The organism is Mesorhizobium sp. M0293 (assembly GCF_040321735.1).
Classification (GTDB): domain Bacteria; phylum Pseudomonadota; class Alphaproteobacteria; order Rhizobiales; family Rhizobiaceae; genus Mesorhizobium.
The window spans coordinates 1-25041 of the sequence record NZ_JAMYSA010000047.1; the positions used below are offsets into that span (position 1 = coordinate 1).

24 protein-coding genes, 1 tRNA gene and 1 pseudogene are annotated in these 25041 nt (G+C 61.4%); 13 read left to right on the forward strand and 13 right to left on the reverse strand.

The features are described 5' to 3' along the window. Nucleotides 1–189: pseudogene (locus tag NKJ06_RS18680) on the reverse strand (hypothetical protein); the annotation flags it as partial. Between the two features lie 168 nt (nt 190–357). On the opposite strand from NKJ06_RS18680, the gene NKJ06_RS18685 reads away from it, so the two are divergent. Together NKJ06_RS18685 and NKJ06_RS18690 are read left to right on the forward strand one after the other, a co-directional pair. Continuing rightward, the gene (locus NKJ06_RS18685; protein ID WP_352632326.1) at nt 358–1230 is read left to right on the forward strand and encodes a S1C family serine protease; all 873 of its coding nucleotides are present in this window, start codon (nt 358–360) and stop codon (nt 1228–1230) included. Between the two features lie 8 nt (nt 1231–1238). After that, on the forward strand, nt 1239–1874 hold the full coding sequence (locus NKJ06_RS18690) for a helix-turn-helix transcriptional regulator (protein WP_352632324.1): 636 nt from the start codon (nt 1239–1241) through the stop codon (nt 1872–1874). A 6-nt stretch (nt 1875–1880) separates the two neighbouring features. Here NKJ06_RS18690 and NKJ06_RS18695 read toward each other — a convergent pair whose 3' ends face one another. Together NKJ06_RS18695 and NKJ06_RS18700 are read right to left on the reverse strand one after the other, a co-directional pair. Then, a complete protein-coding gene (locus NKJ06_RS18695) occupies nt 1881–2270 on the reverse strand; it encodes a type II toxin-antitoxin system VapC family toxin (RefSeq protein ID WP_352632323.1) in 390 nt (129 codons plus the stop codon). Then, entirely contained in the window at nt 2267–2533 is a 267-nt protein-coding gene (locus NKJ06_RS18700; protein WP_352632321.1) for a type II toxin-antitoxin system VapB family antitoxin, read from the reverse strand. The genes NKJ06_RS18695 and NKJ06_RS18700 overlap by 4 nt, the downstream gene beginning before the upstream one ends. 178 nt (nt 2534–2711) lie before the next feature. Between NKJ06_RS18700 and NKJ06_RS18705 the strand changes: the two genes are divergently transcribed. Continuing rightward, nucleotides 2712–3578 (forward strand): SDR family oxidoreductase, encoded by an 867-nt coding sequence (locus tag NKJ06_RS18705; RefSeq protein ID WP_352632320.1) that lies wholly within the window; start codon nt 2712–2714, stop codon nt 3576–3578. Between the two features lie 112 nt (nt 3579–3690). On the opposite strand, the gene NKJ06_RS18710 is transcribed toward NKJ06_RS18705, so the two are convergent. Both NKJ06_RS18710 and NKJ06_RS35825 read right to left on the reverse strand, forming a co-directional pair. Next, entirely contained in the window at nt 3691–4209 is a 519-nt protein-coding gene (locus tag NKJ06_RS18710; protein WP_352632318.1) for a TIGR00645 family protein, read from the reverse strand. Between the two features lie 304 nt (nt 4210–4513). After that, nucleotides 4514–6574: an OmpA family protein gene (locus NKJ06_RS35825; protein WP_502905632.1), complete on the reverse strand. Its 2061-nt coding sequence runs from the start codon at nt 6572–6574 to the stop codon at nt 4514–4516. A 196-nt stretch (nt 6575–6770) separates the two neighbouring features. On the opposite strand from NKJ06_RS35825, the gene NKJ06_RS18725 reads away from it, so the two are divergent. Then, a complete protein-coding gene (locus NKJ06_RS18725) occupies nt 6771–7217 on the forward strand; it encodes a YcgN family cysteine cluster protein (protein WP_183462112.1) in 447 nt (148 codons plus the stop codon). A 267-nt stretch (nt 7218–7484) separates the two neighbouring features. Beyond that, complete coding sequence (locus tag NKJ06_RS18730; RefSeq protein ID WP_352810360.1) at nt 7485–7865, forward strand: hypothetical protein; 381 nt, start codon at nt 7485–7487, stop codon at nt 7863–7865. A 169-nt stretch (nt 7866–8034) separates the two neighbouring features. On the opposite strand, the gene NKJ06_RS18735 is transcribed toward NKJ06_RS18730, so the two are convergent. Next, on the reverse strand, nt 8035–8745 hold the full coding sequence (locus tag NKJ06_RS18735; RefSeq protein ID WP_352810362.1) for an SIMPL domain-containing protein: 711 nt from the start codon (nt 8743–8745) through the stop codon (nt 8035–8037). Between the two features lie 134 nt (nt 8746–8879). On the opposite strand from NKJ06_RS18735, the gene NKJ06_RS18740 reads away from it, so the two are divergent. Continuing rightward, nucleotides 8880–8955, forward strand: a tRNA-Ile gene (locus NKJ06_RS18740). Between the two features lie 367 nt (nt 8956–9322). Here the strand turns inward: NKJ06_RS18740 and NKJ06_RS18745 are convergent. Continuing rightward, on the reverse strand, nt 9323–10591 hold the full coding sequence (locus tag NKJ06_RS18745; RefSeq protein ID WP_352632309.1) for a D-tagatose-bisphosphate aldolase, class II, non-catalytic subunit: 1269 nt from the start codon (nt 10589–10591) through the stop codon (nt 9323–9325). Then, a complete protein-coding gene (locus tag NKJ06_RS18750; RefSeq protein WP_352632307.1) occupies nt 10591–11577 on the reverse strand; it encodes a tagatose kinase in 987 nt (328 codons plus the stop codon). Before NKJ06_RS18750 ends, NKJ06_RS18745 begins: the two co-directional genes overlap by 1 nt. A 65-nt stretch (nt 11578–11642) precedes the next feature. On the opposite strand from NKJ06_RS18750, the gene NKJ06_RS18755 reads away from it, so the two are divergent. From NKJ06_RS18755 to NKJ06_RS18785, 7 genes are all read left to right on the forward strand, one after another. Continuing rightward, nucleotides 11643–12089 carry a hypothetical protein gene (locus tag NKJ06_RS18755; RefSeq protein ID WP_352632305.1) on the forward strand — a complete coding sequence of 149 codons (447 nt, stop codon included), beginning with the start codon at nt 11643–11645 and terminating at the stop codon, nt 12087–12089. Nucleotides 12090–12101: 12 nt separating this feature from the next. Beyond that, nucleotides 12102–13028 (forward strand): ArsR/SmtB family transcription factor, encoded by a 927-nt coding sequence (locus NKJ06_RS18760; RefSeq protein ID WP_352632304.1) that lies wholly within the window; start codon nt 12102–12104, stop codon nt 13026–13028. A gap of 183 nt (nt 13029–13211) precedes the next feature. Continuing rightward, nucleotides 13212–14723: an arabinosylfuranosidase ArfA gene (arfA, locus tag NKJ06_RS18765; RefSeq protein WP_352632302.1), complete on the forward strand. Its 1512-nt coding sequence runs from the start codon at nt 13212–13214 to the stop codon at nt 14721–14723. A gap of 45 nt (nt 14724–14768) precedes the next feature. Then, the gene (locus NKJ06_RS18770) at nt 14769–15860 is read left to right on the forward strand and encodes an ABC transporter ATP-binding protein (RefSeq protein WP_352632300.1); all 1092 of its coding nucleotides are present in this window, start codon (nt 14769–14771) and stop codon (nt 15858–15860) included. A 19-nt stretch (nt 15861–15879) separates the two neighbouring features. After that, nucleotides 15880–16797 (forward strand): carbohydrate ABC transporter permease, encoded by a 918-nt coding sequence (locus NKJ06_RS18775; RefSeq protein WP_502905633.1) that lies wholly within the window; start codon nt 15880–15882, stop codon nt 16795–16797. After that, nucleotides 16794–17642 carry a carbohydrate ABC transporter permease gene (locus tag NKJ06_RS18780; RefSeq protein ID WP_352632298.1) on the forward strand — a complete coding sequence of 283 codons (849 nt, stop codon included), beginning with the start codon at nt 16794–16796 and terminating at the stop codon, nt 17640–17642. Before NKJ06_RS18775 ends, NKJ06_RS18780 begins: the two co-directional genes overlap by 4 nt. A 105-nt stretch (nt 17643–17747) precedes the next feature. Then, on the forward strand, nt 17748–19061 hold the full coding sequence (locus NKJ06_RS18785) for an extracellular solute-binding protein (protein ID WP_352632418.1): 1314 nt from the start codon (nt 17748–17750) through the stop codon (nt 19059–19061). A gap of 300 nt (nt 19062–19361) precedes the next feature. Here NKJ06_RS18785 and NKJ06_RS18790 read toward each other — a convergent pair whose 3' ends face one another. The 5 genes from NKJ06_RS18790 to NKJ06_RS18810 all read right to left on the reverse strand — a co-directional run bounded on the left by NKJ06_RS18790 (nt 19362) and on the right by NKJ06_RS18810 (nt 24951). Then, nucleotides 19362–20981 (reverse strand): GMC family oxidoreductase, encoded by a 1620-nt coding sequence (locus NKJ06_RS18790; protein WP_352632296.1) that lies wholly within the window; start codon nt 20979–20981, stop codon nt 19362–19364. Nucleotides 20982–21033: 52 nt separating this feature from the next. After that, entirely contained in the window at nt 21034–22071 is a 1038-nt protein-coding gene (locus NKJ06_RS18795) for an extracellular solute-binding protein (RefSeq protein ID WP_352632294.1), read from the reverse strand. 104 nt (nt 22072–22175) lie between these two features. Continuing rightward, nucleotides 22176–22964 carry an ABC transporter permease gene (locus NKJ06_RS18800; protein WP_352632292.1) on the reverse strand — a complete coding sequence of 263 codons (789 nt, stop codon included), beginning with the start codon at nt 22962–22964 and terminating at the stop codon, nt 22176–22178. After that, nucleotides 22961–23860: an ABC transporter permease gene (locus tag NKJ06_RS18805; protein WP_352632290.1), complete on the reverse strand. Its 900-nt coding sequence runs from the start codon at nt 23858–23860 to the stop codon at nt 22961–22963. The genes NKJ06_RS18800 and NKJ06_RS18805 overlap by 4 nt, the downstream gene beginning before the upstream one ends. Next, nucleotides 23857–24951, reverse strand: coding sequence for an ABC transporter ATP-binding protein (locus tag NKJ06_RS18810; protein WP_352810363.1), 1095 nt, complete (start codon nt 24949–24951; stop codon nt 23857–23859). The genes NKJ06_RS18805 and NKJ06_RS18810 overlap by 4 nt, the downstream gene beginning before the upstream one ends. Between the last annotated feature and the right edge of the window lie 90 nt (nt 24952–25041).

Sequence of the window (25041 nt, forward strand, 5' to 3'; positions counted from 1 at the left end):
GACAGGCAAATGGGGGCCCCCCTCCCCGGCGGGCGCGAGGACGACCCCGCACCCGGGGCCCCCCGCCCCGCCAGTCCGGGCGATGCGGCAGAGGGCCGGGCGGATGCGGGCGACCGCAGCGGCGACCGTCGTCGAATAGGCATCGAGCAGCGTATCATCGGTTTGGAATTTGGCGGCGGCGAGGGCCATGGAAGGGCTCCGTGTGTTCAGGCTTGATCGTGACTATATGTGCGGAGCGGCTGGAACCGCCGCGACCTGACCAGATGGCCAGTCAAACCACCGACTAGCCGTCAGGCGAGTATCTCTAGGCGCGCTATCGAGCGATATCTGGGGCATGGATGAACCCAGGAGACCAATATGAGCGATTTCAATCTGAGTGCGTTTTCGGAAGCCATCGCCGATCTCGCCGCCAAGGCGGCGCCGGCAACGGCGAGTTTCGCCACGCATCATCACCGCACGGCAAGCGCCTTTCATTGGCGTGACGGTTATTTCGTCACCGCCGAAGAGGCTGTCGAGGCCGGCGAGGAGATCGAGCTGGTGCTGGCCTCGGGTGAGACGGTGAAGGCCGAACTTATCGGCCGCGATCCTTCGACCGGCGTCGCCCTGCTGAAGCCGGCTACTGCCGTCAACGCCGAGCCATTGGCCAGGGCTGGTGCGGTGCGGCCCGGCAACATCGCAATCGCCATCGGCAACAGTGACGGTTCCGCTCTGGCCGTATCGGGCTCGGTCGGCGAGGTCGGCCCGGCTTGGCGTTCGATGCGCGGCGGCACCATCGACAGGCGCATCAATCTTGCCGTCGGCGCTGGCGGCCGCTTCGAGGGCGGCCCGGTGCTCGACGCCAAGGGTGCGCTGATCGGTATGCTGTTGTTCGGGCCGCGCCACCGGGCGCTGGTGATGCCTTACGAGACAATCGAGCGGGCGGTTGCGACGCTGCGCGAAAAAGGTCATGTCGCGCGCGGATATCTCGGCGCCGGCCTGCATCCGGTGCGCGACCGCGACGCGCATGGCGCGATGGTGATGAGCCTCGACGAGGATGGCCCGGCCAAGGCCGCCGGCCTCTCGCTCGGCGACATCATCGTGGCGTGGAACGGCGAGGCCGTGCATGGCCCGCGCGACCTGATCCGCAGGCTCGGGCCCGACAGCGCCGGCGCTTCGGTGACGCTCGGCGTCATACGCGGCGGCGAACAGCGTGATGTCGCGCTGACGATCGGCGAAAAGCCACTTTCCTGAGAGGAGTGATGGACACGCTCACCAGCGACCGGATCATGACTGACGGTGCCGTCTCGCGGCGGCTGGTGGTGCTGATTGCGCTTGGCGATGCGTCACGCGCCGAGCGCCTGGCGGCCTCGCTAGCGGCGAGCGATGACCTGCTGCCGGTCGTGGCCGGCGCCGGCAGAGCCGACGTCGCCATCGTCGACGACAGCAGTGGCGACGCCGTGTCGGCTTCCATTCCACGGGTGCTGCTGTCGGGACGCGCCAATATCGAGCGGCCTGCCGGCGAGGTGTTGGCCGTTATACCCGCTGGCGCGGACGATTTGCTGATCGCTGCCGCGGCGCGGCTGGCAGCGGCCGGCTATCGCGTATCTGGCGACGGCAGAGGCGGGCGCCACGAGGATTTCCATGCCGGCGAGGGCGAGCCGTTCGAGGATGAAGCCTCCGACGAGCATGCCGCCCGCCCAACGCTGTCGCCACGCGAGGCGGAAGTGCTGGCACTGCTGGCCGAGGGCGCGCCAAACAAGGTGATCGCGCGGCGGCTGAACATTTCCGTGCACACGGCGAAGTTCCACGTCGCCGCGATCCTGATCAAGCTGGGTGCCGCCAACCGCACCGATGCGATTGCCATTGCTATGCGGCAAGGGCTGGTGCTGGTCTGATATCGATCACACCGCCGCTTCAATATCGGTGAGGCGGAAATCCTCACCCTTGAACAGCAGCGGCATGGCTTCGAGACGCGCCGTGGCGTAGGCGATGCAGTCGCCAAAATTCAGCGCCGCCGGATGCCGGCCCTTGCCGTAGCGCAGGAAGGCCTGGCGTGCGACGGCGGCATGGTCGGCGGTAAAGGCAACGGTCTCGATCGAGGCGGTGCGCAGGAAGTCGTCGAGGCGATCAAGGATTTCATCCTGCCTGCCGCCGGCGAGCACCATCGTCGTTTCAAGAAAGGTTGGCGCCGCCAACAGCCGCCTTTTGGCCTGTGCGATCGCCAACACCAAACGCTCGTGACCAGGCTCGGCGCGCAGGATAGCGACCAGGGCCGAGGAATCGACGATCATTTCGTCGGGATCCCGAATTCGTCGTAGCCGAGGATTTCGTCATCGGTCATCGCATTCTCGCGCTTGGGAACTTTTCCGGCGCTGTCGGCAATCGCCATCAACCGCCGAAACAAGTCATCGGTTTCGTCGCGCGGCACCAGCCGCTCGCGCGCAACTTCACGCTCAAGGCTCTGGCGGATCGCCTCCGTCACCGACACGCGGCGGCGGCGGGCGAGTTCGCGCGCCAGTTTTTCGACTTCCATGTTTTTGATCGACAGTGCCATTCTATAGTCTGCCCATTTGTATAGAATATATATCAGCCGACCGGCAAATCCAATGGGTTTCCTATCGCCACGCATGCCAGCCTCCGCAGCGTCACCACGGCGTCGCACCGCAAGCTCTTGTATCCGTGACCGCCACAGGCAAGGATTATGCAAGGAAAAATACGCAGGCGGAGGAAAAATGTCGCTCAAGGGAAAGACGCTGTTCATCTCCGGCGGGTCGCGCGGCATCGGGCTGGCGATCGCGCTGCGCGCCGCGCGCGATGGCGCCAATGTGACGATCGCGGCCAAGACCGCCGAGCCGCACCCGAAATTGCCGGGCACGATCTACACAGCGGCTGAAGAGATCGAGCAGGCCGGCGGCAAGGCGCTGCCTGTGCTGTGCGATATCCGTGAAGAGGCGCAGGTGGCCGAGGCGGTTGCAAAGACCGTGGAAAAGTTCGGCGGCATCGACATCTGCGTCAACAATGCCAGCGCCATCCAGCTCACCGGCACGCTGGAGACCGACATGAAGCGCTACGATCTGATGCACCAGATCAATACGCGCGGCACCTTCCTGGTCTCCAAAATGTGCATTCCACACCTGAAGTTAGCCAGCAATCCTCATATCCTGAATCTGGCGCCGCCGCTCGATATGAAGGCCAAGTGGTTCAAGAACCACGTCGCCTACACGATGGCCAAGTTCGGCATGTCGATGTGCACGCTGGGCATGAGCGCCGAGTTCGCCAAGGATGGCATTGCGGTCAATTCGCTATGGCCGATCTCGACCATCGATACGGCGGCGGTGCGCAATCTGCTCGGCGGCGCGACGGTGGCGGCGATGAGCCGTTTGCCCGACATCATGGCCGATGCCGCGCATGCCATTTTCATGCGGCCATCGCGCGAGGCATCAGGCAATTTCTACATAGACGAGGAGGTGCTGCGCGCCGAGGGCGTCAGCGACTTTTCGGTCTATTCGCCAGATGCGACCGGGCCTTTGGCCGGCGACTTTTTTGTCCCCGATGAGGTATTTGCCCGCACAGACAGCAAGATCAGGAATATCTACTAGACCCCGGCGTCGAGCCAAGCCATCCGCCACTCGTTAAGTCGCAGGAAAGCCTGCTCAAACAGGCGATAGGCATCGATCCTGCTGGAATGATCAACGCCGGCCGGCGCCTGCCTCACTCCACCTCGCCCTTCTTGCCTTTGCTCAGACCCATCAGCCGGTCGATATAGGCGAGCATGAACGCCGAGATGACGAAGGCGAGATGGATGATGGTCAGCCACATCAGCTGATCGGTCGTGTAGGACGACGAGTTCAGGAACACCTGCAAAAGGTGGATGGAGGAGATGGCGACGATGGTCGAGGCGACCTTGACCTTCAGCGACCCGACATCGATCGTGCCCAGCCAGTGGACGCCACCGTCCTGGTCGTCGAAGCGGCTGACGAAATTCTCGTAGCCCGAGATGATGACCATCACCACCAGCGAGGCGACCAGTGCCGCGTCGATGAGACCGAGCATCTTCAGGATGGTGTCGGTGTCGCCGAGCGTAAAGGCCAAGGTGATGAACTCGTAGAGCTTCTTGCCGAACGACAGCCCATAAATGGCCAGCGCCACACCCAAACCGAGATAGAAGACGACCAGCAGCCAGCGCGAGGCAAGAATGATCGATTCGATGGCGAGTTCGAGACGCTTCATGAGGTGGTTCCGGTTGGTTCTCTAGTCGGTCGGTCGTATTTCGGTCAGGCCACCGCAGTTTGCAAGACAAAAAAACCCCGCCGGAGAGGGTCCGGCGGGGCTCACTGCGTCCCGCTGGAGTCGGGACGGGGCAGGGAACGCCCAGCCTGAATCTGGGGTAGGTGCACCTTCGATTCAATGAGCCCGGTTGCATACCGGTACAATTCTTGTTGAACCCGGCACGTCGATCCATCCCCGGCAGGGCCGGGGATGGATGCTTCTCGTGCCGATTCCACAAACCAGGTCATGGTTTTGAAATCATGGCCTAATTGTTGCTGGCCACAGGCGCCACCAGCGAGGTGATGCGGCGGATGGCAACGCGCCGGTTTTCGCGGTTGGGGGCCGCCGTGTTGACCTTCAGGTACTCCTCGCCATAGCCCTGCGTGGTCAGGTTCTCCGGCGGTATGCCGAAGGCGTTGGTCAGCGCCTCCGCCACCGATTCCGCGCGGCGATCGGACAGAGCGAGGTTCGCCTCCGGTGTGCCGACCGCGTCGGTGTGGCCTTCGATCAGGAAGGTCTCGGCCGGGTTCTTCTTCAACAGCTTCTCCATGGCGGTGGCGACGCCCTCGAGCTTCTGCACCTCGGTGTCGGAAATAGAGGCCGAGCCGAATTCGAAGTTGAGCGTGTCGAGATCGACGCGGCGTGCGATGTCGCGCACGCGGGCCGATCGCTTGACCTCGTCTATCGAGTAGAGCCGCTGCACCCGTTCCACCGGCGGTTGTTCGAGGAAGGTGTAGTAGTCGTCCGGATCCTCTACATCCTCGGAGTCCAGGATGTACTCTTCGCGCGGAATGGTGAGCCGTATCGGCGGCAAGTCGTCGCCCGGATCGCGCCAGTCGCTGTCATCCTCATAGTGCCGCTCGTCGACATAGCTCAGCACATACTCGCGTCCATCCGGCGCAATTCGCGAACGCTGGATGACATCGCCGTAGCGGTTGCGGATGGTGACGATCTGGACACCGTTGTCACGCTCGACAATTTCCCGGGTGCGATCGCCCGACAGATCCTCATAGTACACGTTCCTGGCGCCGCGGTGCATGCGCGGAGCGTCATTGCTTTCCACGATCGTCTGGTTGTTGAACTGGAGGATGACGCGGTCGCCGAGTTCCCTGACGACGTCGACGCCTTTCGGACGCCGGCGGTCGCGGACGTTCTCATCTGGTGCACGCTCGACGCGTTTGCCCTTTTCCTCCGTCACAGGGGCGATCTTCTCAGGCTGGATTGCCTGCTGGGCCGACCTGTCGTCGGTGGGTGGTGGTCCCTGGTCGACCGGGGCGGGCTTTGGAGTCTGCGCCTGCTCGCCATTCTGCTGGGCAGGCTGGTTGGCCTGCTCGCCACTCGCATTCTCGCCTCCCTGCGGACCGTTCTTGCCCTTGCGCTTGCGCAGGACATCCTTCTGGCTGTCGAGGATGGGGGCTGCATTCTTCTCGGCCGGGGCTTCACCCTGGGCCGCATTTCCACTCTGGGCCGGCTGTTCACCTTGGGCCGGCTGTTCGCCGGTCACGGGCTGCCGGCCATTGGCGGGTTGTTCGGCCGTCGACGGTTGTTCTCCGGTGGCCGGCTGCTCTCCCGTCACCGGCTGTTCGCCGACAGGCTTCCTGCCGCGCTTCTTCTTTTCCTGAGGCTGCTGTTCGCCCTCGGCGGGCGCCGCCTGCTGCTCGGGCTGAAGCGGTTCGGCTTGCGGAACCGGCTCGCCGGCGGGCGCTTGCTTCCTGGCCGGCGCCTGTTCGGCGGGTGCGGCTTCGATCTGCTGGTCCTGCTTGTGCTTCTTGCGCAGGGGCTGTGGGTTGTTGTCGTTTGCCGGGGCCGCCTGCTCGGCAGGTTGTTCGGCCGGCGCCTGCTCAGTCTGCTGCCGCTGATCGCGCTTCTTCCTGCGCGGCTGCTGTTCCTCGGCGGGTGCGGCTTGTTCGGCCGGTGCCTGTTCGGTCTGCTGCTGCTGATCGCGCTTCTTCCTGCGCGGTTGCTGTTCCTCGGCTGGAGCGGCCTGTTCGGCCGGTGCCTGTTCGGTCTGCTGCTGCTGCTCGCGCTTCTTCCTGCGTGGCTGCTGCTCCTCGGCGGGCTGCTCGCTCTGGGCAGGCGCTGCCTGCTGTTCAGGCGCGGCCCTCTTGCGCTCGCGCTTTTGTTCCGGCTCCGCCTGCTGCTTCTGGGCGCAGGCTTCGGCCGATTCGCCCTCGGCGCACGCCGCTTGCGCCAAAATGAACGGGGCTGACGTGCGCTGGGTAGGGCCGAACGCGGCACTTTCCCGAAGCGGGAACGCGCCCAACGGCGCGGATGCCATAAGCAGGCCAAGTGCGGTGCCGGCCAGAATCCGTGGTTGGCGTTTCATCGAAAACTCTCCTTGTGGGGTCCCATCCTTGCCGAAACCGATCTTGCGTCGATTGGTTCCGGTTTGGCGTGAATAGAGGCCGTGCAGGGCGATTGGCCGGCCTTTTGAAGGCAACTTCGTGTCTTTCACCCGGTGCCGCCGCATTCGGTCCGTTGCCCCGCTTGACCTTGCCGGCGGCTAGGGCCACATGCCGGGAATGGAAACGCCATTCTGGAAAACCAAGACGCTGGAGGCGATGAGCCCCGCCGAGTGGGAATCGCTCTGCGACGGCTGCGGCAAATGCTGCCTGTCGAAGCTCGAGGACGAGGATACCGGCGAAATCTACTGGACCAGCGTCGGCTGCCGGCTGTTCGACGCGCAGACCTGCCGCTGTTCGGACTATGCCAACCGGCTGGCGCGCGTTCCCGACTGCGTCGGGCTGACGCCGCAGAATGTGCGCACCATCAGCTGGCTGCCCAGCACCTGCGCCTACCGGCTAGTGGCCGAGGGCCGCGATCTCTACTGGTGGCACCGGCTGGTGTCGGGCAGCGCCGAGACCGTGCATGAAGCCGGCATCTCGATGCGCGGCCGGGTCAAGGCGAGCGAGACCGATCTTGCCGAGCCTGAAGACTATTTTGACTACATGCTGGACGACGAGCCCTGAGGCTCGCGCCGGGACGACGAGCCGCAGGGGTCGGGTTGGGGCAGCTGATCTTCAGCCAATCCGCTGGATCGGAACCGGGTGCCGTGCCAACTTTTTGGTGCTCACCCACAGGCTGTGGACGATGGCGAATGGTCGCCAATTTCCTTTTTCCCGCCACATGAACCAGAGATGAACGTCAGGTTCGCAAAGAGTTCAGACAGGCCAGTGCATTCTCCCTCCATCGGTTCACGAGGACGGGCGAAAGCCCGCAATGAAGGAGAGAAGACAATGTTCACCACCATCAAGACGGCAGCCCTTTCGGCCCTGGTCGGTCTCGGCACGCTGACGGCCATCCCCGCTCATGCCGACAGCCTCTATCTCGGCTTCGGCAACAACAACGACCCGCGTTTCGGCGTCTATACCGGCGACGATGGCTATCGCCATCGCCGTGATGAACGCCGCGAAGACTGGCGTGATGAACGCCGAGGTGGCTGGCGTCGTGGCTGTTCGCCGGACCGCGCCCTCGACAAGGCCGAACGCATGGGCCTCTACCGTGCCCGCATCGTCGACGTCAGCCGTCGTACGGTGAAGGTGATGGGCCGCCGGGACGGCGACCGCGTCGTGGTCGTGTTTGCCAACGAGCGCGGCTGCCCGGTTATCTATCGCTGAGGCCGGGTTCGGCTTAGGGGCATGATCTTCCCGAACCTGCGGTTCGGAAAAGATCAGCCTGGGGCTCGAAAAAACCCCGCGGGAGCAATCCCACGGGGTTTTTTCATGCACGCTATTGGCTGGTGATTGTATCCGTGGCCGGGCAAGGCCGCTGATCGTTCAGTGCCGGTTACTTCAACTCGAAGGTTACGGTGACCTGCACATTGTAGGAATTCTCGCCGGCCTGCACCGGAGCCGCGGCACCTGCGGCGTCGAAGGCCTTGGCATTGATCGGCATCGGCGTCGGCGCGATGTTCTGGTCGGTGATCTCGAGCACCTTGCCAAGGCTGACGCCGGCGGCCTCGGCAAGCGTCTTGGCCTTGGCCATCGCATTGGCGACCGCCTTCTTGCGCGCCTCGGTGACTGTTGCCGCCGGGTTGTCATTGGTGAAGGCGATGCCGCCGCCCTGGTTGACGCCCAGCGACACCGCCTTGTCGAGGATCTCGCCGGTCTTGTCGACGTCCCGCACCCGCACCGAAAGCGTGTTGGTCACCTGATAGGCGACGAGTTCGGCTTCCTGGCTGCCGTCCGGCTTGTTGGTGTAGTTGTAGCGCGGGTTGATCTGGATGCCTGCGGTCTGCAGGTCGCGGTCCTTGATGCCGGCCGACTTCATCGCCGCGATCACGGCGGCCATGGCATCATTGTTGGCGTCGAGCGCGGCGCGCGCGGTCTTGGCCTCGCGCATGACGCTCAGCGTCAGGACCGCCAGATCGGGGGCTACGGTTGCTTCGCCTTCACCTGACACAATGATGCGGGGCGGCGTCGGCAAATCGGTGGCTCCAGCCATCGCCGGAAAAACGATTGCAGCGGCGAGCGCGAGGGGCAAAAGGTGTCTGGTCATGAAAATCTCCTTGGTCTGCGATCAAGTCGCAAAGGTCGCGTAGGGCGCGATTATGGGTTGATTTGGGCGATCTGCGGAAGCCCGTCGGGAAAGCCTTGTGCCGCGATGGGAAAAACATTAATCCAGCCGGCGTGGGGCCTGTAGCTCAATGGTTAGAGCCGGCGGCTCATAACCGCTTGGTTGGGGGTTCGAGTCCCTCCGGGCCCACCATCGTCTTCTAGACTCCTTGGAAATCCTGCAAATCTGTGTTTGCAAAGCACTTTCCGCCCTGTATGGCTGCAACATTTGGGCGGTTTGGGTGGCAAAAGTCGCTGGTCTGATACGAAAGAAGAGCGCGTATTTTTACTGTGCGCTGTGGCGTCACGCGCGAACAGCTTTTCGATGCCGCCCGGCTGCACCTCTACAATCTTGAGCGACGCAGCACCGATTGGGGAGAGACCGATCTAGAAGCAACGAGGGCTATCATCCATGCGGACTTGGCGAACATCGGTTCGCCGCACGAAGAGGGCAAACGGCTGCTCATGATCTCGGCCCTGCGCTGGAGCAATGTCGACATATCGCCGTCCATCGCGAAGGTTCAGGTGCCGCAAGCCCGAGCGTAGACCTCGATGCTTCGTTGGACGTGATCGATCGCGATCTCCTCGCCGTCGCAGGCGCGGCCGGCCCATGTGATTGCCCGAGGCAGGTGCTGGAGAAACAGCGTCACCGGCACCTTCCGGCCCTTCAACGTATCGAAGAGTCGGTCGCAGGCGGCACGGGCTTGCGGGGTCGCCCAATAGTATCGGATGCGATCGGAATAGGAGTAGTGGCGCAGTGTCCGCTTGTCGGCATCGCCGCCAGAATAGTGGCTTGCCCAATTCTTGGGGGCGCCGAGCATCAGCTCTTCCATGGCGTGGTAAAGTGGCCGCTCGCCATAGCCAGGCACCAGATCGGAAGCGATCAGGTCGAGCGCGTACAGTGCTTCGCGCAGTTTAAAGGTCAGCTCGGGGCCGACCTTGAGGATGGCGAAACCGTCCTCGACGAGTTCACGCAACGGCCTCTCGCCCTGATAGTCGGTCGAATGGGCTTCGAAAACGAGCGACGGCAATGTGTTCAGAGTTGCCGCCAGATCGCGGGCCTTCGCCCGATCGTAGAAAATCACATTCTGGTTGCCGAACTCCACGCCTGGCTGCACCACAAGGCCGACGATGCGGGAAAACGCGCTTTCGAGCCCGGCGGCCTGGAATGCTTTGGCGTGAATGGCATGTGTTTGGCGAGCCGCCTCCGGACCGGTCGGGGTGATCGCATCCAAGGCGTGATCGGCACCGCCGGGCGGCGGCACCTCCGTGCCGATGATGTAGACCGGACTTGCCCCGCTGCCCTGCGCTGCCGCCTGTTCCGCGACGCCCGCCAGCCTTGCCGCGCGCTCGGCCACCGTGTGGTCGTCGAGCGCCGCCGGCTCACCCGCGCAGCCCATCGAGGCATCGAGGTGGATCTTGCGGAAGCCGGCGCGGACATAAGCATCGACCATTGTCCCGGCCTGCGCCATCGCCTCCTCGGCGGGCCGGTCTTTCCAGGGGTTGGGTCCGAGATGATCCCCGCCAAGTACGATCAGTTCCTTCGGGCACTGCTCGGTCGCCGCGAGCGCTTCCACCATCGCCGCGAAATCGGCCGGCGTCATGCCGGTATAACCGCCCAGATGGTTGACCTGGTTGCACGTCGCCTCGATCAGCACGGTGGTGCCGGTCTCCCGGCCGTGGCGCAGTGCAGCTTTCAGCACCAACGGATGTGCCGAACACACCGAGGTCACCCCGATCTTCTTCCCTTCCCTGTGCAGGGCCGGCAAATCTTCGATCGCCACACGCATCAGCTTCTTCTCGCGGTTCTTGCCATGAAATCTTCCAGTTCGGCACGCGTGCCGGCTCCCTCCATCGGACCGAGACGCGTGACGTTGCGCGCCCCCGCCGCGTTGGCGAATTCGAGCGCCGTCCGCAGCGGCATGCCCAGCCGCCGGCATGCGACATAGGCTCCCCCGAAACAGTCGCCGGCGCCGGTGGGGTCCGTTTCCTCGACCATGAGGCCGGGACAGTCGGCACGGGCGCCGGTGCGTTGACGGGTCGACGCGCCATGTTTGCCGCGCTTGACAGCGATCTCCTTAACCCCTCGTTTGAACAGCGCCTCAATCGCGCGTTCCTCGTCGTCCATGTCGGCAGCCAGGAACAATTCGTCGCCCGACGGCAGCAGCAGGTCCGCTTTGTCCACCAGACCTGCGAATTTCTCCTCGGTCTGGCCGTGGGCCAGCAATTCCTTGCGCAGGTTCGGATCGAGCGACAGCGTGCCTCCGCGTGCCTTGATCAGGCGGATCGCGCGTTCCGTGATCGCCCAGGCGGCGGGGCTCGCGAATACCGTTCCCATGACATGGATATGCCCGCAACGCGCGATCAGCGCCTCAACCTGCGGGGTCCATTCCAGTAGGGCGGCGGCGGATTTGGCGATGTTGTAGACGAAATCGCGGCTTCCATCCTCGCGGTAGCGAACAAAGGCGCTGCCCGTCGGATGATCCGGGGAAACAGCGATAGCGGAAATGTCTACGCCGTCTCGTTTCAGGCGCTCGATGTTGACGAAGCCGAAATCGTCGTCGCCGACCGTGCCGACCATCGCGGCTGCTCCGCCCATACGCGCGCATTGATCGATGAAGATGGCGGGCGCGCCACTCGGAAAGGGACCGATTAGGTCGAGAGGTTCCCGCAAGCCTGCGCCTGTCTCCCTCGCGACGATCTCTACCAATATTTCTCCAATTGTCACGGTTGGTCCGAGCGAGTCCGGTGCCAGCGTTTCGGGGGTGTCGTTCATCAAGCGTCCAATCCTGGGTGCGGTGTCGTTCGCGGGTTCACGAAGCTGAGTCGGAAACCGCGTCCTTGTTGAGTATCTGGTTGTCGAGCGGCATGAAGCGCTGGTGCATCGAGCGCATTCAGCGTCGCCACCGAATTGCTCTGGCGGATCCTGCGAGGCGAGCTGCTGGCGAAGATTGCATGGTTCATGGCGGACTCCGGATGTTCGTTCCCAGCCTATACTTCAACCGAGCTTGTTTTTCCTCCGGCAACGCAAAGTCCTCAAACAATGGTTCGCCTGATGTTCAAGGCAAGCCGTTCCCCGCTGCGCCGGACGGACAGGAGGATGCCGCGAGCGGCATCCTCACCGTTGCAGCATCAATTGCCGACAAGCACCCTTGTCGACATTCTCGGAGGTCACGCCCTGCCGATCAATCGCGCGTGGTCCGAACCGAACTCACGGGTTCGGTCAGCGCATTGATTAAATCAGATACTCAGATATACAAGGTAATTTCGGATATGAATTTCGAATAGACTGGCAATTCCATGAGTCGCAATTTTCTGGTGATCGAACCTGAGGAAGGCATTGCCGTGCTCAAGGGGCTGGCCTCTTTGGCGCGCATTTCCATGCTGAAACTGCTGCATGAGAAGGGACCGATGAATGTCAACGACGTCGCCGCCGTGCTGTCGCTGCCGCAATCGACGGTCTCGACCAATATCCAGGTGCTCGAGGATGCGGGTCTGATTCGCACCGAGAACCAGAAGGCGAAGAAAGGCAGCCAGAAGATCTGTTATCCGACCGCCGAAGAAGTGCTCGTGGTGTTCAGGAGCGAATATCGTGCGGTCAGGAACAATGCGATCGAAGTGTCGATGCCGATCGGACTTTACACTGATTTCGAGGTGACGGCGCCATGCGGTCTCTGTTCGCCGGATGGCATCATCGGTCTGCTCGATGTGCCGAACACTTTCCTCGACCCAGACCGTATGAAAGCCGGGCTGCTGTGGTTCACACGTGGCTTTGTCGAATACCAGTTCCCCAACAATGCAAAGCTCGCCAATGCCGAGATCACTGAACTCGAAGTGGCAATTGAACTATCCTCGGAGGTGCCCGGCACCAGCGCCGACTGGCCCTCCGACATTACGCTGACAATCAATGGCGTCGATGTCGGCACCTGGACGTCGCCTGGCGATTTCGGCGATAAGCGCGGCGTCTTCACGCCGTCCTGGTGGAAGCTCAAGGGCTCGCAATATGGCAAGCTGAAGAATTGGCGAATTTCCGCCGACGGCACCTATGTGGACGGCGTCAGGATTTCCGAAACCAGCCTCGCTGTCCTCGACCTGAAGGGCCATCATTCGATCCGCATCCGTATCGGCGTCAAGGACGACGCCAAGCGCCCTGGTGGGATCAATATTTTCGGCAAGGGATTTGGAAATTACGATCAGGACATCCTGCTCAGGATCAAAACCGGTTGATATCATCAAACCGGGTTTCAAAAATAATGCAGTAATTTCAGGGATTTGGACCAAAAAATGGTAGAAGCTTACGTTCAATTGTCAGACATATGGCTGTTTTTAGCTTGACGAATGGCCGCTGGTTCCCTTTGATATCGAACAAGGTGATTTAAATCATCATTTGTGATATCAATGGAGGAATGCATGAAGGCAGCCGTCACGGCGCATCCGCGCTATGTTGTCTCGAAAATCGATCCGAGGCTCTATGGATCCTTTATCGAGCATCTCGGGCGTGCGGTTTACACCGGCATCTATGAGCCGGGCCATCCGACGGCAGATGCCAATGGCATGCGTCAGGACGTCATCGATCTGGTCAGGGAACTCAATGTTCCGATCGTCCGCTATCCCGGCGGCAATTTCGTGTCCGCCTACAATTGGGAAGATGGGGTCGGCCCCAAGGAAGAGCGTCCGGTGCGCCTCGACCTCGCCTGGCACACCTCGGAAAGCAACGAAGTCGGGCTGCACGAATTTGCCGACTGGTGCGCCTCCGCCAACACCGAGATGATGCTTGCCGTCAATCTCGGCTCGCGTGGCCTCGATGAAGCCCGCAACTTTCTGGAATACACCAATCATCCCGGTGGCAGCGAGTGGAGCGACAGGCGCATCGCCAATGGCCGCAAGGAACCCTTCGACGTCAAGCTGTGGTGTCTTGGCAACGAAATGGACGGCCCTTGGCAGATCGGCCACAAGACCGCCGACGAGTATGGCCGCCTGGCCCATGAGACCGCCAAGGCAATGCGCGCCTTCTCCAAGTCGCTGGAACTCGTGGTCTGCGGCTCTTCGAATGCCAGGATGCCGACCTATCCCGAATGGGAAGCGACCGTTCTCGACCACACCTACAACGAGGTCGATTACATCTCGCTGCACATGTATTTCGACAACGAAGCCAATGACGCGCCGAACTATCTCGCCATGAACGAGAAGCTCGACGACTACATCGTCTCGGTCGCCGGCGTCATCGACTATATCAAGGCCAAGAAGCGCTCCAACAAGCAGGTCTACATCTCGTTCGATGAATGGAACGTCTGGTACCATTCCAAGGAGCAGGACAAGAAAATCCTTGGCGGCAATGACGGCTGGCCCTTCGCCCCGCCGCTGCTCGAAGATATCTACAATTTCGAGGACGTGTTGCAGGTCGGTCTGATCCTCAACACCTTCATTCGTCGCTCCGACGTGGTCAAGATCGCGTGCATGGCGCAACTGGTCAACGTCATCGCGCCGATCATGACGGTTCCCAATGGCCCGGCATGGCGTCAGACGATCTTCTATCCCTATCTCTTTGCTTCGATCTACGGCCGCGGCAATGCGCTGGATCTCAAGGTGGAATGCCCGACCTACAAGTCCACCGTCGCGGCTGACGTTTCCTATGTCGACGTCACCGGCGTGCATGACACGCAAACCGGGCATGTCACCTTCTTCGCCGTCAACCGCCATTCGAGCGAGGCTATCGAAACCGTGATCGACATCGGCGGTTTCGGTGCGGCTGACATCGTTGATCACCAGTTGATGGCACACGCGGATCTCAAAGCCGTCAATTCGGCCGAGAACCCCGGTAATGTCGGTCCCAGGAGGGGGACGGGCGCCTCGGTTGCGGACGGCAGGCTGAGCCTGTCACTGCCGGCCTATTCCTACCAGATGATCCGCCTGAAGCTCTGATTTCAGCGGATTGTCGAAAGTGCATGCGCGAGGAGGAGCGTAGACGTGACGGCCGATATCGAGATCAGGAATGTGAACAAGCACTTCGGTGCCATGACGGTGTTGGAGGATCTGTCGCTCTCCATCAAGGCACGCGAATTCATTGTGTTTCTTGGACCGTCCGGCTGCGGTAAATCGACGCTTCTGCGCATGATCGCCGGCCTCGAAACCGTCGACAGCGGCGAGATCGCCATCAACAACGAGCGTATCGACCATCTGCCGCCGGGCAAGCGCGGCATTGCCATGGTGTTCCAGTCCTATGCGCTCTATCCGCATATGAGCGTGCGCGACAACATGGCCTTCGGGCTTGAAAACATAGGCATGTCACGCGAGGTCGTCGACGCACGGATAAACGAAGCCGCCCGCATCCTCGAAATGCCGCATTTGCTCGAACGCAAGCCCGGCCAGCTCTCGGGCGGCCAGCGCCAGCGTGTCGCCATCGGCCGCGCGATCGTCAAAGAACCGAAGGCCTTCCTGTTCGACGAGCCGCTTTCCAATCTCGATGCGGCCTTGCGGACCCGCACCCGCATCGAACTCGCTCAGCTTCACCAGCGCCTGCAATCGACGATGATCTTCGTCACCCATGATCAGGTCGAGGCGATGACGCTCGCCGACCGCATCGTCGTCATGAACAACCGCAGGATCGAACAGATCGGCACTCCCATGGAGATCTACGAACGCCCCGCGACCAAATTCGTCGCGGGCTTCGTCGGTGCACCGGCGATGAATTTTGTCGAGGCGACACTCGACAGATCGGCCGAGAACGCCACGGCCAGGTTTGCGGACGGTATGTCGGTTCACACCGAGATCGCCTCCAACCAGTTGGCCGATGGCGAATACACATTCGGCATCCGTTCGGAAGATGTTCGCATCGTCGCCGCCGGACAGGGCAATGCTGATGGCATGGTCGATGTGCTCGAGCGGCTCGGCGAACGCACCCTGGTTTATGCCCGGCTCGGCGATGGCCAACAGATTGTCGGCTCGGATGTCGGCAACAGCCGCGTCGCCGTCGGCCACAAGGTCGGGCTCGCTTTCGACGGCCAGAAATCGCATCTGTTCAACAAGAACGGCCGCGCCTGGCACGCGGGGGAGGCCTGATATGGCCGACCGGCTGACGATGCCGCAAACCGCGACGCCGGCCGCGAGCGTCAGGGCGCCCAGCGTCGATATCTACGCGCCGCAATGGCGAAACTTCATTTTCGTCGCGCCATTCCTGTTCTTCTTCACGACCCTGCTCATCTTCCCGCTGCTCTGGGGGATGTGGCTGAGCTTCCATAAGGCCGACACGTTCTCGTCCGGAAATTTCGTCGGGCTCGGTAACTATGTCAGACTGTTCCACGACAAGGTCTTCCTGCAATCGGTCTGGAACACCTTCTACTTCGTGCTTCTGACAGTGCCGACGCTGGCGCTGATCGGCCTTTTTCTCGCGCTTTGCCTCAACCGCCGCACGCGCACTGCCGCCGTGCTGCGGACCCTGTTCTTTTCCTCCTCGGTGCTGTCGGTCACCATCGTCACACTGATTTGGCGCATCGTCTTCATTCCGAATGTCGGCCTGTTGTCGACGGTCTACGGATGGTTCGGCGCCACCGCCCCGGCTTTCATTTCCGATCCCAGCCTTGCGATGATCGGCATCGCCATTGCCACCGTCTGGTGGTGCATCGGTCTGCCGATGATGCTCTTTCTCTCGGCCCTGCAGCAGATCCCGCAAGATATTTATGAAGCAGCAGCGCTGGACAATGCCAATCGCTGGCAGACGCTGCGCTCGATCACGCTGCCGTCGATCAAGCGCACCTTCATCCTGGTGATCATCATCCAGATCGTGTTGCAATTTCAGCTGTTCGGCCAGGCCTGGCTGATGACACGTGGCGGCCCGAATAACCTGACCAAGCCGATCGTGCTCTACATCTACGACACCGCATTCCGGCGCTGGGATCTGGGCTTGGGTGCTGCCGCATCGGAAATCCTGTTCATCCTCATCCTGATCGCGGCCATGGCCCAATACCTCGTTACACGCAACAAGGCGGACCGGGCATGAGAGCTTCAGCCACTTCCATCAGGGGGCGGGTGTTTGGCGACCGCGTGTTGCTGGCCCTCGTCATCCTGCTTTCGATCGTCATGACCGCGCCGGTGCTGTGGGTCATCGGCCTGTCGCTGAAGGAAAATGCCGAGCTGATGGCCGATCCGAATTCGGTGTTTCACGCGCCCTATACGCTCAAGAACTACATCAACACCATCGGCACCTCGTCGGTATTCGTCTGGGTGTTCAACAGCATCATCGTCTCGGGCGGACTGACACTCGGCACGCTGATCCTGTCGTCGCTCGCCGGCTATGGCTTTGCACGGCTGAACTTCCCCGGCCGAAACATCCTGTTCGTCATCGTGCTCTTCGGTCTGGCGGTTCCGGAACAGGCCGTGCTTGTCGCCCGCCACCAGATCTTCAGCATACTGAAGTTCCACAACACCTATCACGGGCTCATCCTCCCGGGCCTGTCGGCTTCGTTCGGCGTCTTCCTGATGACCCAATATTTCAAGGCCATCCCGAAGGAGCTGGACGAAGCCGCCATGCTGGACAATGCCAGCCGGTTCAGGATTTTCTGGAAGGTGCTGCTGCCGCTCACGGTGCCCGCACAGGCAACGCTTGGCATCTTCACCTTCCTTGGCGCGTGGAATGACTATTTGTGGCCGCTGATCTCGGCAACCAGGAAGGACATGTACACGCTCACCGTCGGCATGGCCTCGACACAGACCAATTTCGCCCAGTCCGAAGGCATCGGCTTCCTGATGGCGCAGGCGGTGTTCGCCGGCGCACCGATCCTGATCGTCTACCTCTTTTTCCAGAAATACATCGTCACCGCCGTCTCTGGCGCCGCGGTCCGATAACGAAAATTAAAATTGCAGGGCGGGGGAGTGCGCCGCAGCGATGGAAAGCATGACGCCAATCCGGTGTGGAGTGGCGGAAACTCAGTAGGAGGAACTGACATGAGAATGAAGAAAATACTGTTTGCCGCGGTCTCCGCGGGGGTAATGATGATCGCCAGCCCAGGCTTTGCAGCAACGGACCTGACGGTACAGCGCTTTTTCGGTGCCTGCGATGCCGATTTCGGCACCAACACCGATGTCACCAAGGCAGTTGGTGAATGCGGTATCATCACCTCCCTCATCAACAAGTTCAACGCCGACAATCCCGACGTGCATGTCAGTGTCAGCACCGTGGAATGGCCGGGCTATGACCAGTTGACCGCGCAATTCGCTTCGGGCGATGCCCCGGACATCGTCACCATCCATGAATCGGCGCTTTCGGACTACCAGTCCAAGGGCCTGTTGATGCCGCTCGACGATCTCTTGAAGTCGGTTGGCGTGACGCCTGACGCCTTTACCGATGCAGCGCGTAACGGCGCCACCAAAGACGGCAAGATCTACGGCCTGCCGATCGATAGCTGGACGATGCTTTATCACATCAACATGGATCTCTTCAAACAGGCCGGGCTCGTCAATGCCGACGGCACGCCGATGCTTCCGAAGTCGCCCGAGGAATTGCTCGCTCAGGCCGAACAGTTCAAGCAGAAGACCGGCAAGCCCTACTTCGTTCAGAACCTGGCCAATGAGACGGCACTCTACACGCGCAATCTCTACACCTATCTCTTTCAACAGGATTCCGACTTCTTTGCCGATCCGAAGCACGTGAAGCTGAATACACCGGAAGCCAAGAAGGTCGTCGAGATGTACAAGGCGATCTTCGACAAGGATTACACCACCAAGGATCTCGATTACGGCGGCGCGATCAACGCCTTCCTTGCTGGTGACGGTGGCGTACAGCTTAACGGAACGTGGGTTGTCGGCGACAACAATGCCCAGTCCGAAACCGCGGGCACGGCGCTGAACAAAGGCGGCTATGCGGTCTACCCGTATCCGCAGTTGTTTGGCGGTGCCCACGTGCAATATGCCGACGGCCACACCTGGGCGGTCTCCCAAAAGGACCGCACGCCTGAACAGACGGCAGCGATCGGCAAGTTCCTGAAGTTCTTCGCGGACAACGACTTCGAATGGTCGCGCACCGGTCACCTGCCGGCATACAAGGCCATCATCACCTCGGCTGCGTTCAAGGCCCTGCCGCATCGCAACACGATTGCCGCGGTCGCCGATCTCGGCAGACCGCTGCCGTCCGCGGTGCAGCGCCAGTTTGCGATCCAGGACATTGTCGGCGAGGAAATGAGCGCCGCAATCACCGGCCAGAAGGACGTCGATGCCGCGCTCGCCGACATGGAAAGCCGCGTCAACGAATTGCTCGCCAACATTTGACCGCGGGCTTCCCGGGATTCTCCCGATGCCCCGCGGCTGGAAAACAGTCGTGGGGCATTTTCCGTCACGTGATGAAGTGAGACCGTCGAACGATCGCAGCGCCGACGTCCGCAACTGTAGTGAGAAGGCAGGAGATAGCCCGATCGCGGAAGCATACGGAGCGACGCGGGAAATTTCCGATTTGGCTCACGAAAAAGATAATGAAATCAATGCTCCGGCGCATCCTTTTTTCCAAACGTCTCCAATTCCTTGGCATGGGCTTTCGCCCGAAGGCCGCGACGCTCTTTTTCTTGAATTGCGCTACAGCGACGATCCTCGGCCCAGGATCATCTCCGCGGCTCGCTGTCCGATCATCATGCTGGGCGCATTTGTGTTGCCGCCGATCAGCTTCGGCATCACGGACGCATCCGCGACTCGCAAGCCACTGATGCCGCGCACCTTCAGCGTGGCCGGATCGACGACGGCCATCGCGTCCGTGCCCATCTTGCAGGTCCCGACCGGGTGATACACGGTCAGCGCTTCGGCGCGCAGATAGGCGAGGATCTCGTCATCGCTGCGGACATCCTTGCCCGGCAGCATCTCCTTGCCTCTGATATCGTCGAACTCGGATGCGGCAAGGATTTGACGCGCAATCTTGATGCCTTCGACAAGCACCTTGGCGTCCTCTTCGTTTGAGAAGAAGCGATGATCGATCAGCACATCCCGGCTCGATGCCTGGCCTGACAGTTTGAGTTCGCCGACGCTTTTGGGCCGGAGCACGCAGGTGTGGATTGCGTAGCCATGGCCGTACTCCACCAGTCTGCCGCGATGGCTGCGATAGCCGGGCACGAAATGGAACTGGATGTCGGGAATGCCGTTCGCATACTTCGTCCTGGCGAAGCCGCCGGCCTCGACATAGTTGGTGGTGAGCATGCCCTTGCGACCGGCAAAATACTGAAAGGGCGCCGCCAGCATTCGGGGCAAATTGGGCAGCGAGAGGCCGAGCGTCTTCGTGCTCGAGGAGCGCACCGTGATCATGCCGTCGACATGGTCCTGCAGGTTTTTGCCCACGCCCGGCAGATCGACAACCGGCTCTATGCCGATTGCCTGAAGCTCGTCGGCGGGGCCGATGCCGGACGCCAGCAGGATCTTCGGCGAATTGATGGCGCCGGCCGAGAGCACGATCTCGCGGCGGGCAGATAGCGTCTTCTGCTCGCCCTTGTGCCGCACCCGCACGCCGGTTGCGCGCCCTTCGGCGATCGCTAGGTCGATGACCTCGCATTCGCTGAGGATCGTGAGATTCTTGCGGTCAAGCACAGGGCGCATGAAGGCGGCAAAACTGCTGAAGCGCTGGCCGCGATCCTGCGTGACATTGTAGATGCCGAGGCCGAACTGGCTTTCGGCATTGAAATCGCTGTTGGCCGGAAGGCCGGCATTGTTGCCTGCCTTGACGAACATCGACGACAGCATGTTGGGATCGCGCGGGTTGTCGACCAGCAACTCACCGCTGGTGCCGTGGTAGCGCGGGTCCTGCCCAAGCAGGTTGCGCTCGAGCTTCTTGAAGACGGGAAGCACGTCGCCGAACGCCCAGCCTGTGCAGCCGAGCCGCTCCCACTCGTCATAGTCCTGCGCGGCGCCCCTGATGTAGACCATTGAGTTGATCGAACTGGAGCCGCCCAACGCCTTGCCGCGATTGACCGGAATCCTGCGGCCGTTGAGGTTCGGCTGAGGCACGCCGACGTAGCAGTAATCATAGTTCGGGTTGCCGTAGAGCGAGAGAATGCCGGCAGGCACCTTGACACGCAGGCTGTTGTCGCTGCCGCCAGCCTCGATCAGGCAGACATTGCTGGATGGGTTGGCGCTCAGACGATTGGCCAGGACGCAACCGGCCGAGCCGGCGCCGATGACAATGTAGTCGTAGTCAGGATTTTCGGTCTGCACGGCCAGCCCCATTGAAAACTGATGCCGGGGCGACTCGCCCCGGCTGAGTGGCTCACTGCAGAAGCTGCGTCCAGACCTTGGTGACGAGTTCCTGTGCCGCCGGCGAGCAGGCCTGACCCATCTTGACGGGAACGGTCGGGAACAGTTCCGGGGCGTTTTCCTTGTTGTAGAGCGCCTTGCTCTCGTCGATCTTCACTGGCGAGGAGTGGCCGTAATAGTTGTACTGTGCTGTCGCATTGTCGAGCTGGGCCATGAAATCGATGAACTTCTTGGCGTTTTCGATATTGGCCGCGCCCTTCGGCACGACATAGGAATCCAGCCAGCCGACCAAGCCCTCCTTCGGCATCGCGTATTCGACATTGGCCTTGTCGTTGCGGCGAAGCCGCATGGTGTTGCCGTCCCACCAGAAATGGGCGGCAACCTCGCCGCTGCCGATGCGGTTTTCAATGTTGTCGCTGGAATAGGCCGCAACGTATGGCTTCTGCGCCAGCAAAAGATCGAGCACGCGCTTCATCTCTTGCGCGTCTTCGCTGCAATATTTGATTCCGAGATAGTTCTCCGCTGCCGGAATGACTTCGTCGGGCTGCGCCAGGCTGGCGATCTTGCCGCGCAGTTCCGCCGGCGGTTCGAAATAAGTCTTCCAGCTGTCGATCGGACCCTTATAGAGATCCCGGTTGACTGTATAGCCGGCATTGCCGAAGGCAAGCGGGATTGAATAATTGCCTGTCGTATCCCACCACGGTTTCTGCCAGTCCGGCAGGACTTGGCTGTAGGCCGCCATCGAGCTGGCGCCGAAATCCTCGAGCAGCCCGCTGTCGATCATGATCTTCACGAAGTGCTGCGAAGGCGTGACGATGTCGTAGCCCGACGAACCGGCTTGCAGCTTGGTCAGTAGATCCTCGTTGGAGGAGAAGGCGTCGACCGTCACCTTGATGCCGGTTTCCTTCTCGAATTTCGCGACCATCTCGGGCGAGATGGAATCGGCCCAGGCGTAGATGGCCAGGTTGCCCTCGGCGAGAGCCGGAGCGCAGAAGGCGAGGCTCGCGGCGCCGGCCATGGCGAGCGCTGCAATTGTGGTTCTTGTCGACATGTCATTCCCCTGTTTGTTGTTCTCCCAGGGGCGACGATAACAAACCGTCGGGCTCGATAAATTCGAATTGCCCGACGCCCTGATTAGGAAAAACTTCGCCGCTGCTACTGCCGCCGCTGGAGCAGGAAGGCCACAGTCGCCAGCACGAGCGAAACAACCATGATCAGGGTCGAGATCGCGTTGAGCTGCGGCGACACGCCCTGCTTGATCAGCGAGAAAATATAGACCGGCAATGTGGTGGCGCCGCCGGAATTCAACAGGTTGCTGGTGATGAAATCATCCATCGAAATGACGAAGGCGAGCATCGCGCCGGCGAAGACGCCCGGCAGGATGAGCGGCAGCGTGACGCGACGAAAGGCGACCCAGCCGGTTGAATAGAGATCGCGGGCGGCTTCCTCCAGGTCGAGGTCCATGCCCTGCAGGCGCGCGCGTATCGGCAGGAAGGCGAACGGGATGCAGAAGGTGGTGTGCGCGATCATCAGCTTCACCATTCCGTTGGCGAGCCCGACCTCGGAGAAGAGGATCAGGACCGCGACGGCAACGACGATTTCGGGCAGGAGCAATGGAAGGTTCACCACCGCTTCGGAGATGCGGCGGAATCTGACATTGCGGCCCCGCACCAGGACCAACGCCGCCATCAACGCGACAAGCGTCGAAGCGACGGTGGCGACCGCGGCGACGAGCAAGGAGGTCTTCACTGCCGTCATCAGGTTCGCGTTGGACAGGGCAGTGGCGTACCACTGCAAGGAGAAGCCGCCCCAGTTGGAGACGATGCGGTTCGCATTGAAGGAATAGAACACCACGACGGCGATGGGCAAATAGAGATAGGCGAAGAAGATCGTGCTGAAGAGACCGAAGCCCGGATAGCGCCTGACATCATTGTCCGCGTTCATGACGCGCGCTCCAGCCCTTCGGTGCGCATCGAGCGCAGACCCTGGAAGATCAGGAACACCATGACCGTGGCCATCAGAACGATGGCGATGGCGGCGCCGAGCGGCCAGTTGCGGGCGCCACCAAACTGCAACTGGATGAGATTGCCCATCATCATCGTCTTGCCGCCGCCGAGCAGGGTCGGCTCCAGCACCGCGCCGAGGCTCGGAACGAACACCAGTATCGCTCCGGCGATCATGCCGGGCCGGGTAAGAGGCAGGATAACGCGGCGCAAAGTGGTAAGGCGGTTGCCGTATAGATCATGCGACGCCTCGATGAGTGCAGGGTCGAGTTTCTCGATCGAGGCGAAGATCGGCAGGATCATCAGGGGAATGTAGCTGTAGACGAGACCGAGCAGCATGGCGGTGTTGCCGAACAGCAGCGAGTCCATATTGTCGACGAGGCCGAGACCCCGAAGGGTCTTTTCGATGACACCATCCTTGCCGAGGATGATGATCCAAGAATAGACGCGCACGATCATCGAAACCCAGAACGGCAGCGTGACGACATAGATCAGCAGGACTTTGATCGTCGGTCGCTGCAGCGCGATAAAATAGGCAACCGGAAAGCTCAGAAGCAGGCAGATCGCGGTCGTCACGGCCGACAGGACCAGCGTCCGCCCAACCACGATGAGATATTGCGGATTGAACTCCAGCTCGCCGGTCCAGCCTTCGTTGACCAACAGCTGCTTGTAAGGCGCGGCGGTGAACACATATTCGAACCCGCCATAAGGTCCACGCGTCGAGAACGACACGACGATGATGATCCCGATCGGGATGATCAGCGTCAGCAGCATGATGAGATGGGCCGGCAGCAGACCGAGGAGGTTCCAGCTCGGACTTTTTGTATATGCCTTCATGCACCGAGAATCCGCACGGATTCGGCCGTAAAGCCGACTTTCACCGACTGCCCGATCTCGAACATCTGGCCGCGGCTGATACTGTTGCGCTTGGAAATACGAAGCTTGGTGCCGCCCGCTTCAACGAGATAGTACGTGTAGCCGCCCAGGTAGTTGGTGCTCATGATCGTGCCATCGATAGCAATCGGATTGTCCTGGGCGGGCAGGCTGATTTTCTCCGGACGTATCGAGAGGAAGGCCTTCTGGCCGGCGACCGCTTTCTTGTGAGAGGCCGTCAAGGTCATGCCGAGCGGGGTCTTCACGGTTGCCCGCTCGCCGTCCACGGCAATCACGTCGGCGTCGAGGAAGTTGGTCTCGCCGATGAAGTCGGCGACGAAGCGGTTCGACGGCTCCTCGTAAATTGCGGCAGGCGTCCCAAGCTGCTGGATCTCGCCATCGCCGAGAACGCAGATGCGATCCGACAAGTCGAGCGCTTCTTCCTGATCATGGGTAACGAAGACGAAGGTGATGCCGGTCTTGCGTTGCAGGATGCGCAGCTCGTCGCGCATGGCCTGGCGCAGCTTCAGGTCGAGTGCCGAGAGCGGTTCGTCGAGCAGCAGGACTTCCGGTTCCGGTGCCAAGGCGCGGGCGAGTGCGACGCGCTGGCGCTGGCCGCCTGACAATTGCTGCGGCTTGCGCCTGGCAAATGCCTCCATATGGACGAGACGAAGCATATCGGCGACGCGCGCATCGCGGCGGTCTTTTGACCAGCCGAGGTTTTCGAGCCCGAAGCCGATGTTCTGTTCGACGCTCATATGCGGGAACAGAGCATAGCTCTGGAAGACGGTGTTGACCCGCCTCTTGTGCGGCGGCAGCCCCTGTATGTTCGAGCCGTGCAGGAAAATCTGCCCCGTAGTCGGCTGCTCGAAGCCGGCCATCATGCGCAACAGGGTGGTCTTGCCGCAGCCGCTCGGGCCGAGCAGCGTGAAGAACTCGTTGTCGTAAATGTCGAAGGAGACCGGCTTCAACGCTTGGTAGGTCCCGAACACCTTCGAGACGCCCTTGATCTCGACAGCCTTTCGAGGTGCGCGGTGGCCGGCCTCGTCATTCATGGTCTGGGCGCTCCGGTCAGGACTTTGCGAACTCGGCGATGAAGGATTTCAACGCCGCGCCACCAAATAGGGCGCGGCGTTGATCAGGTG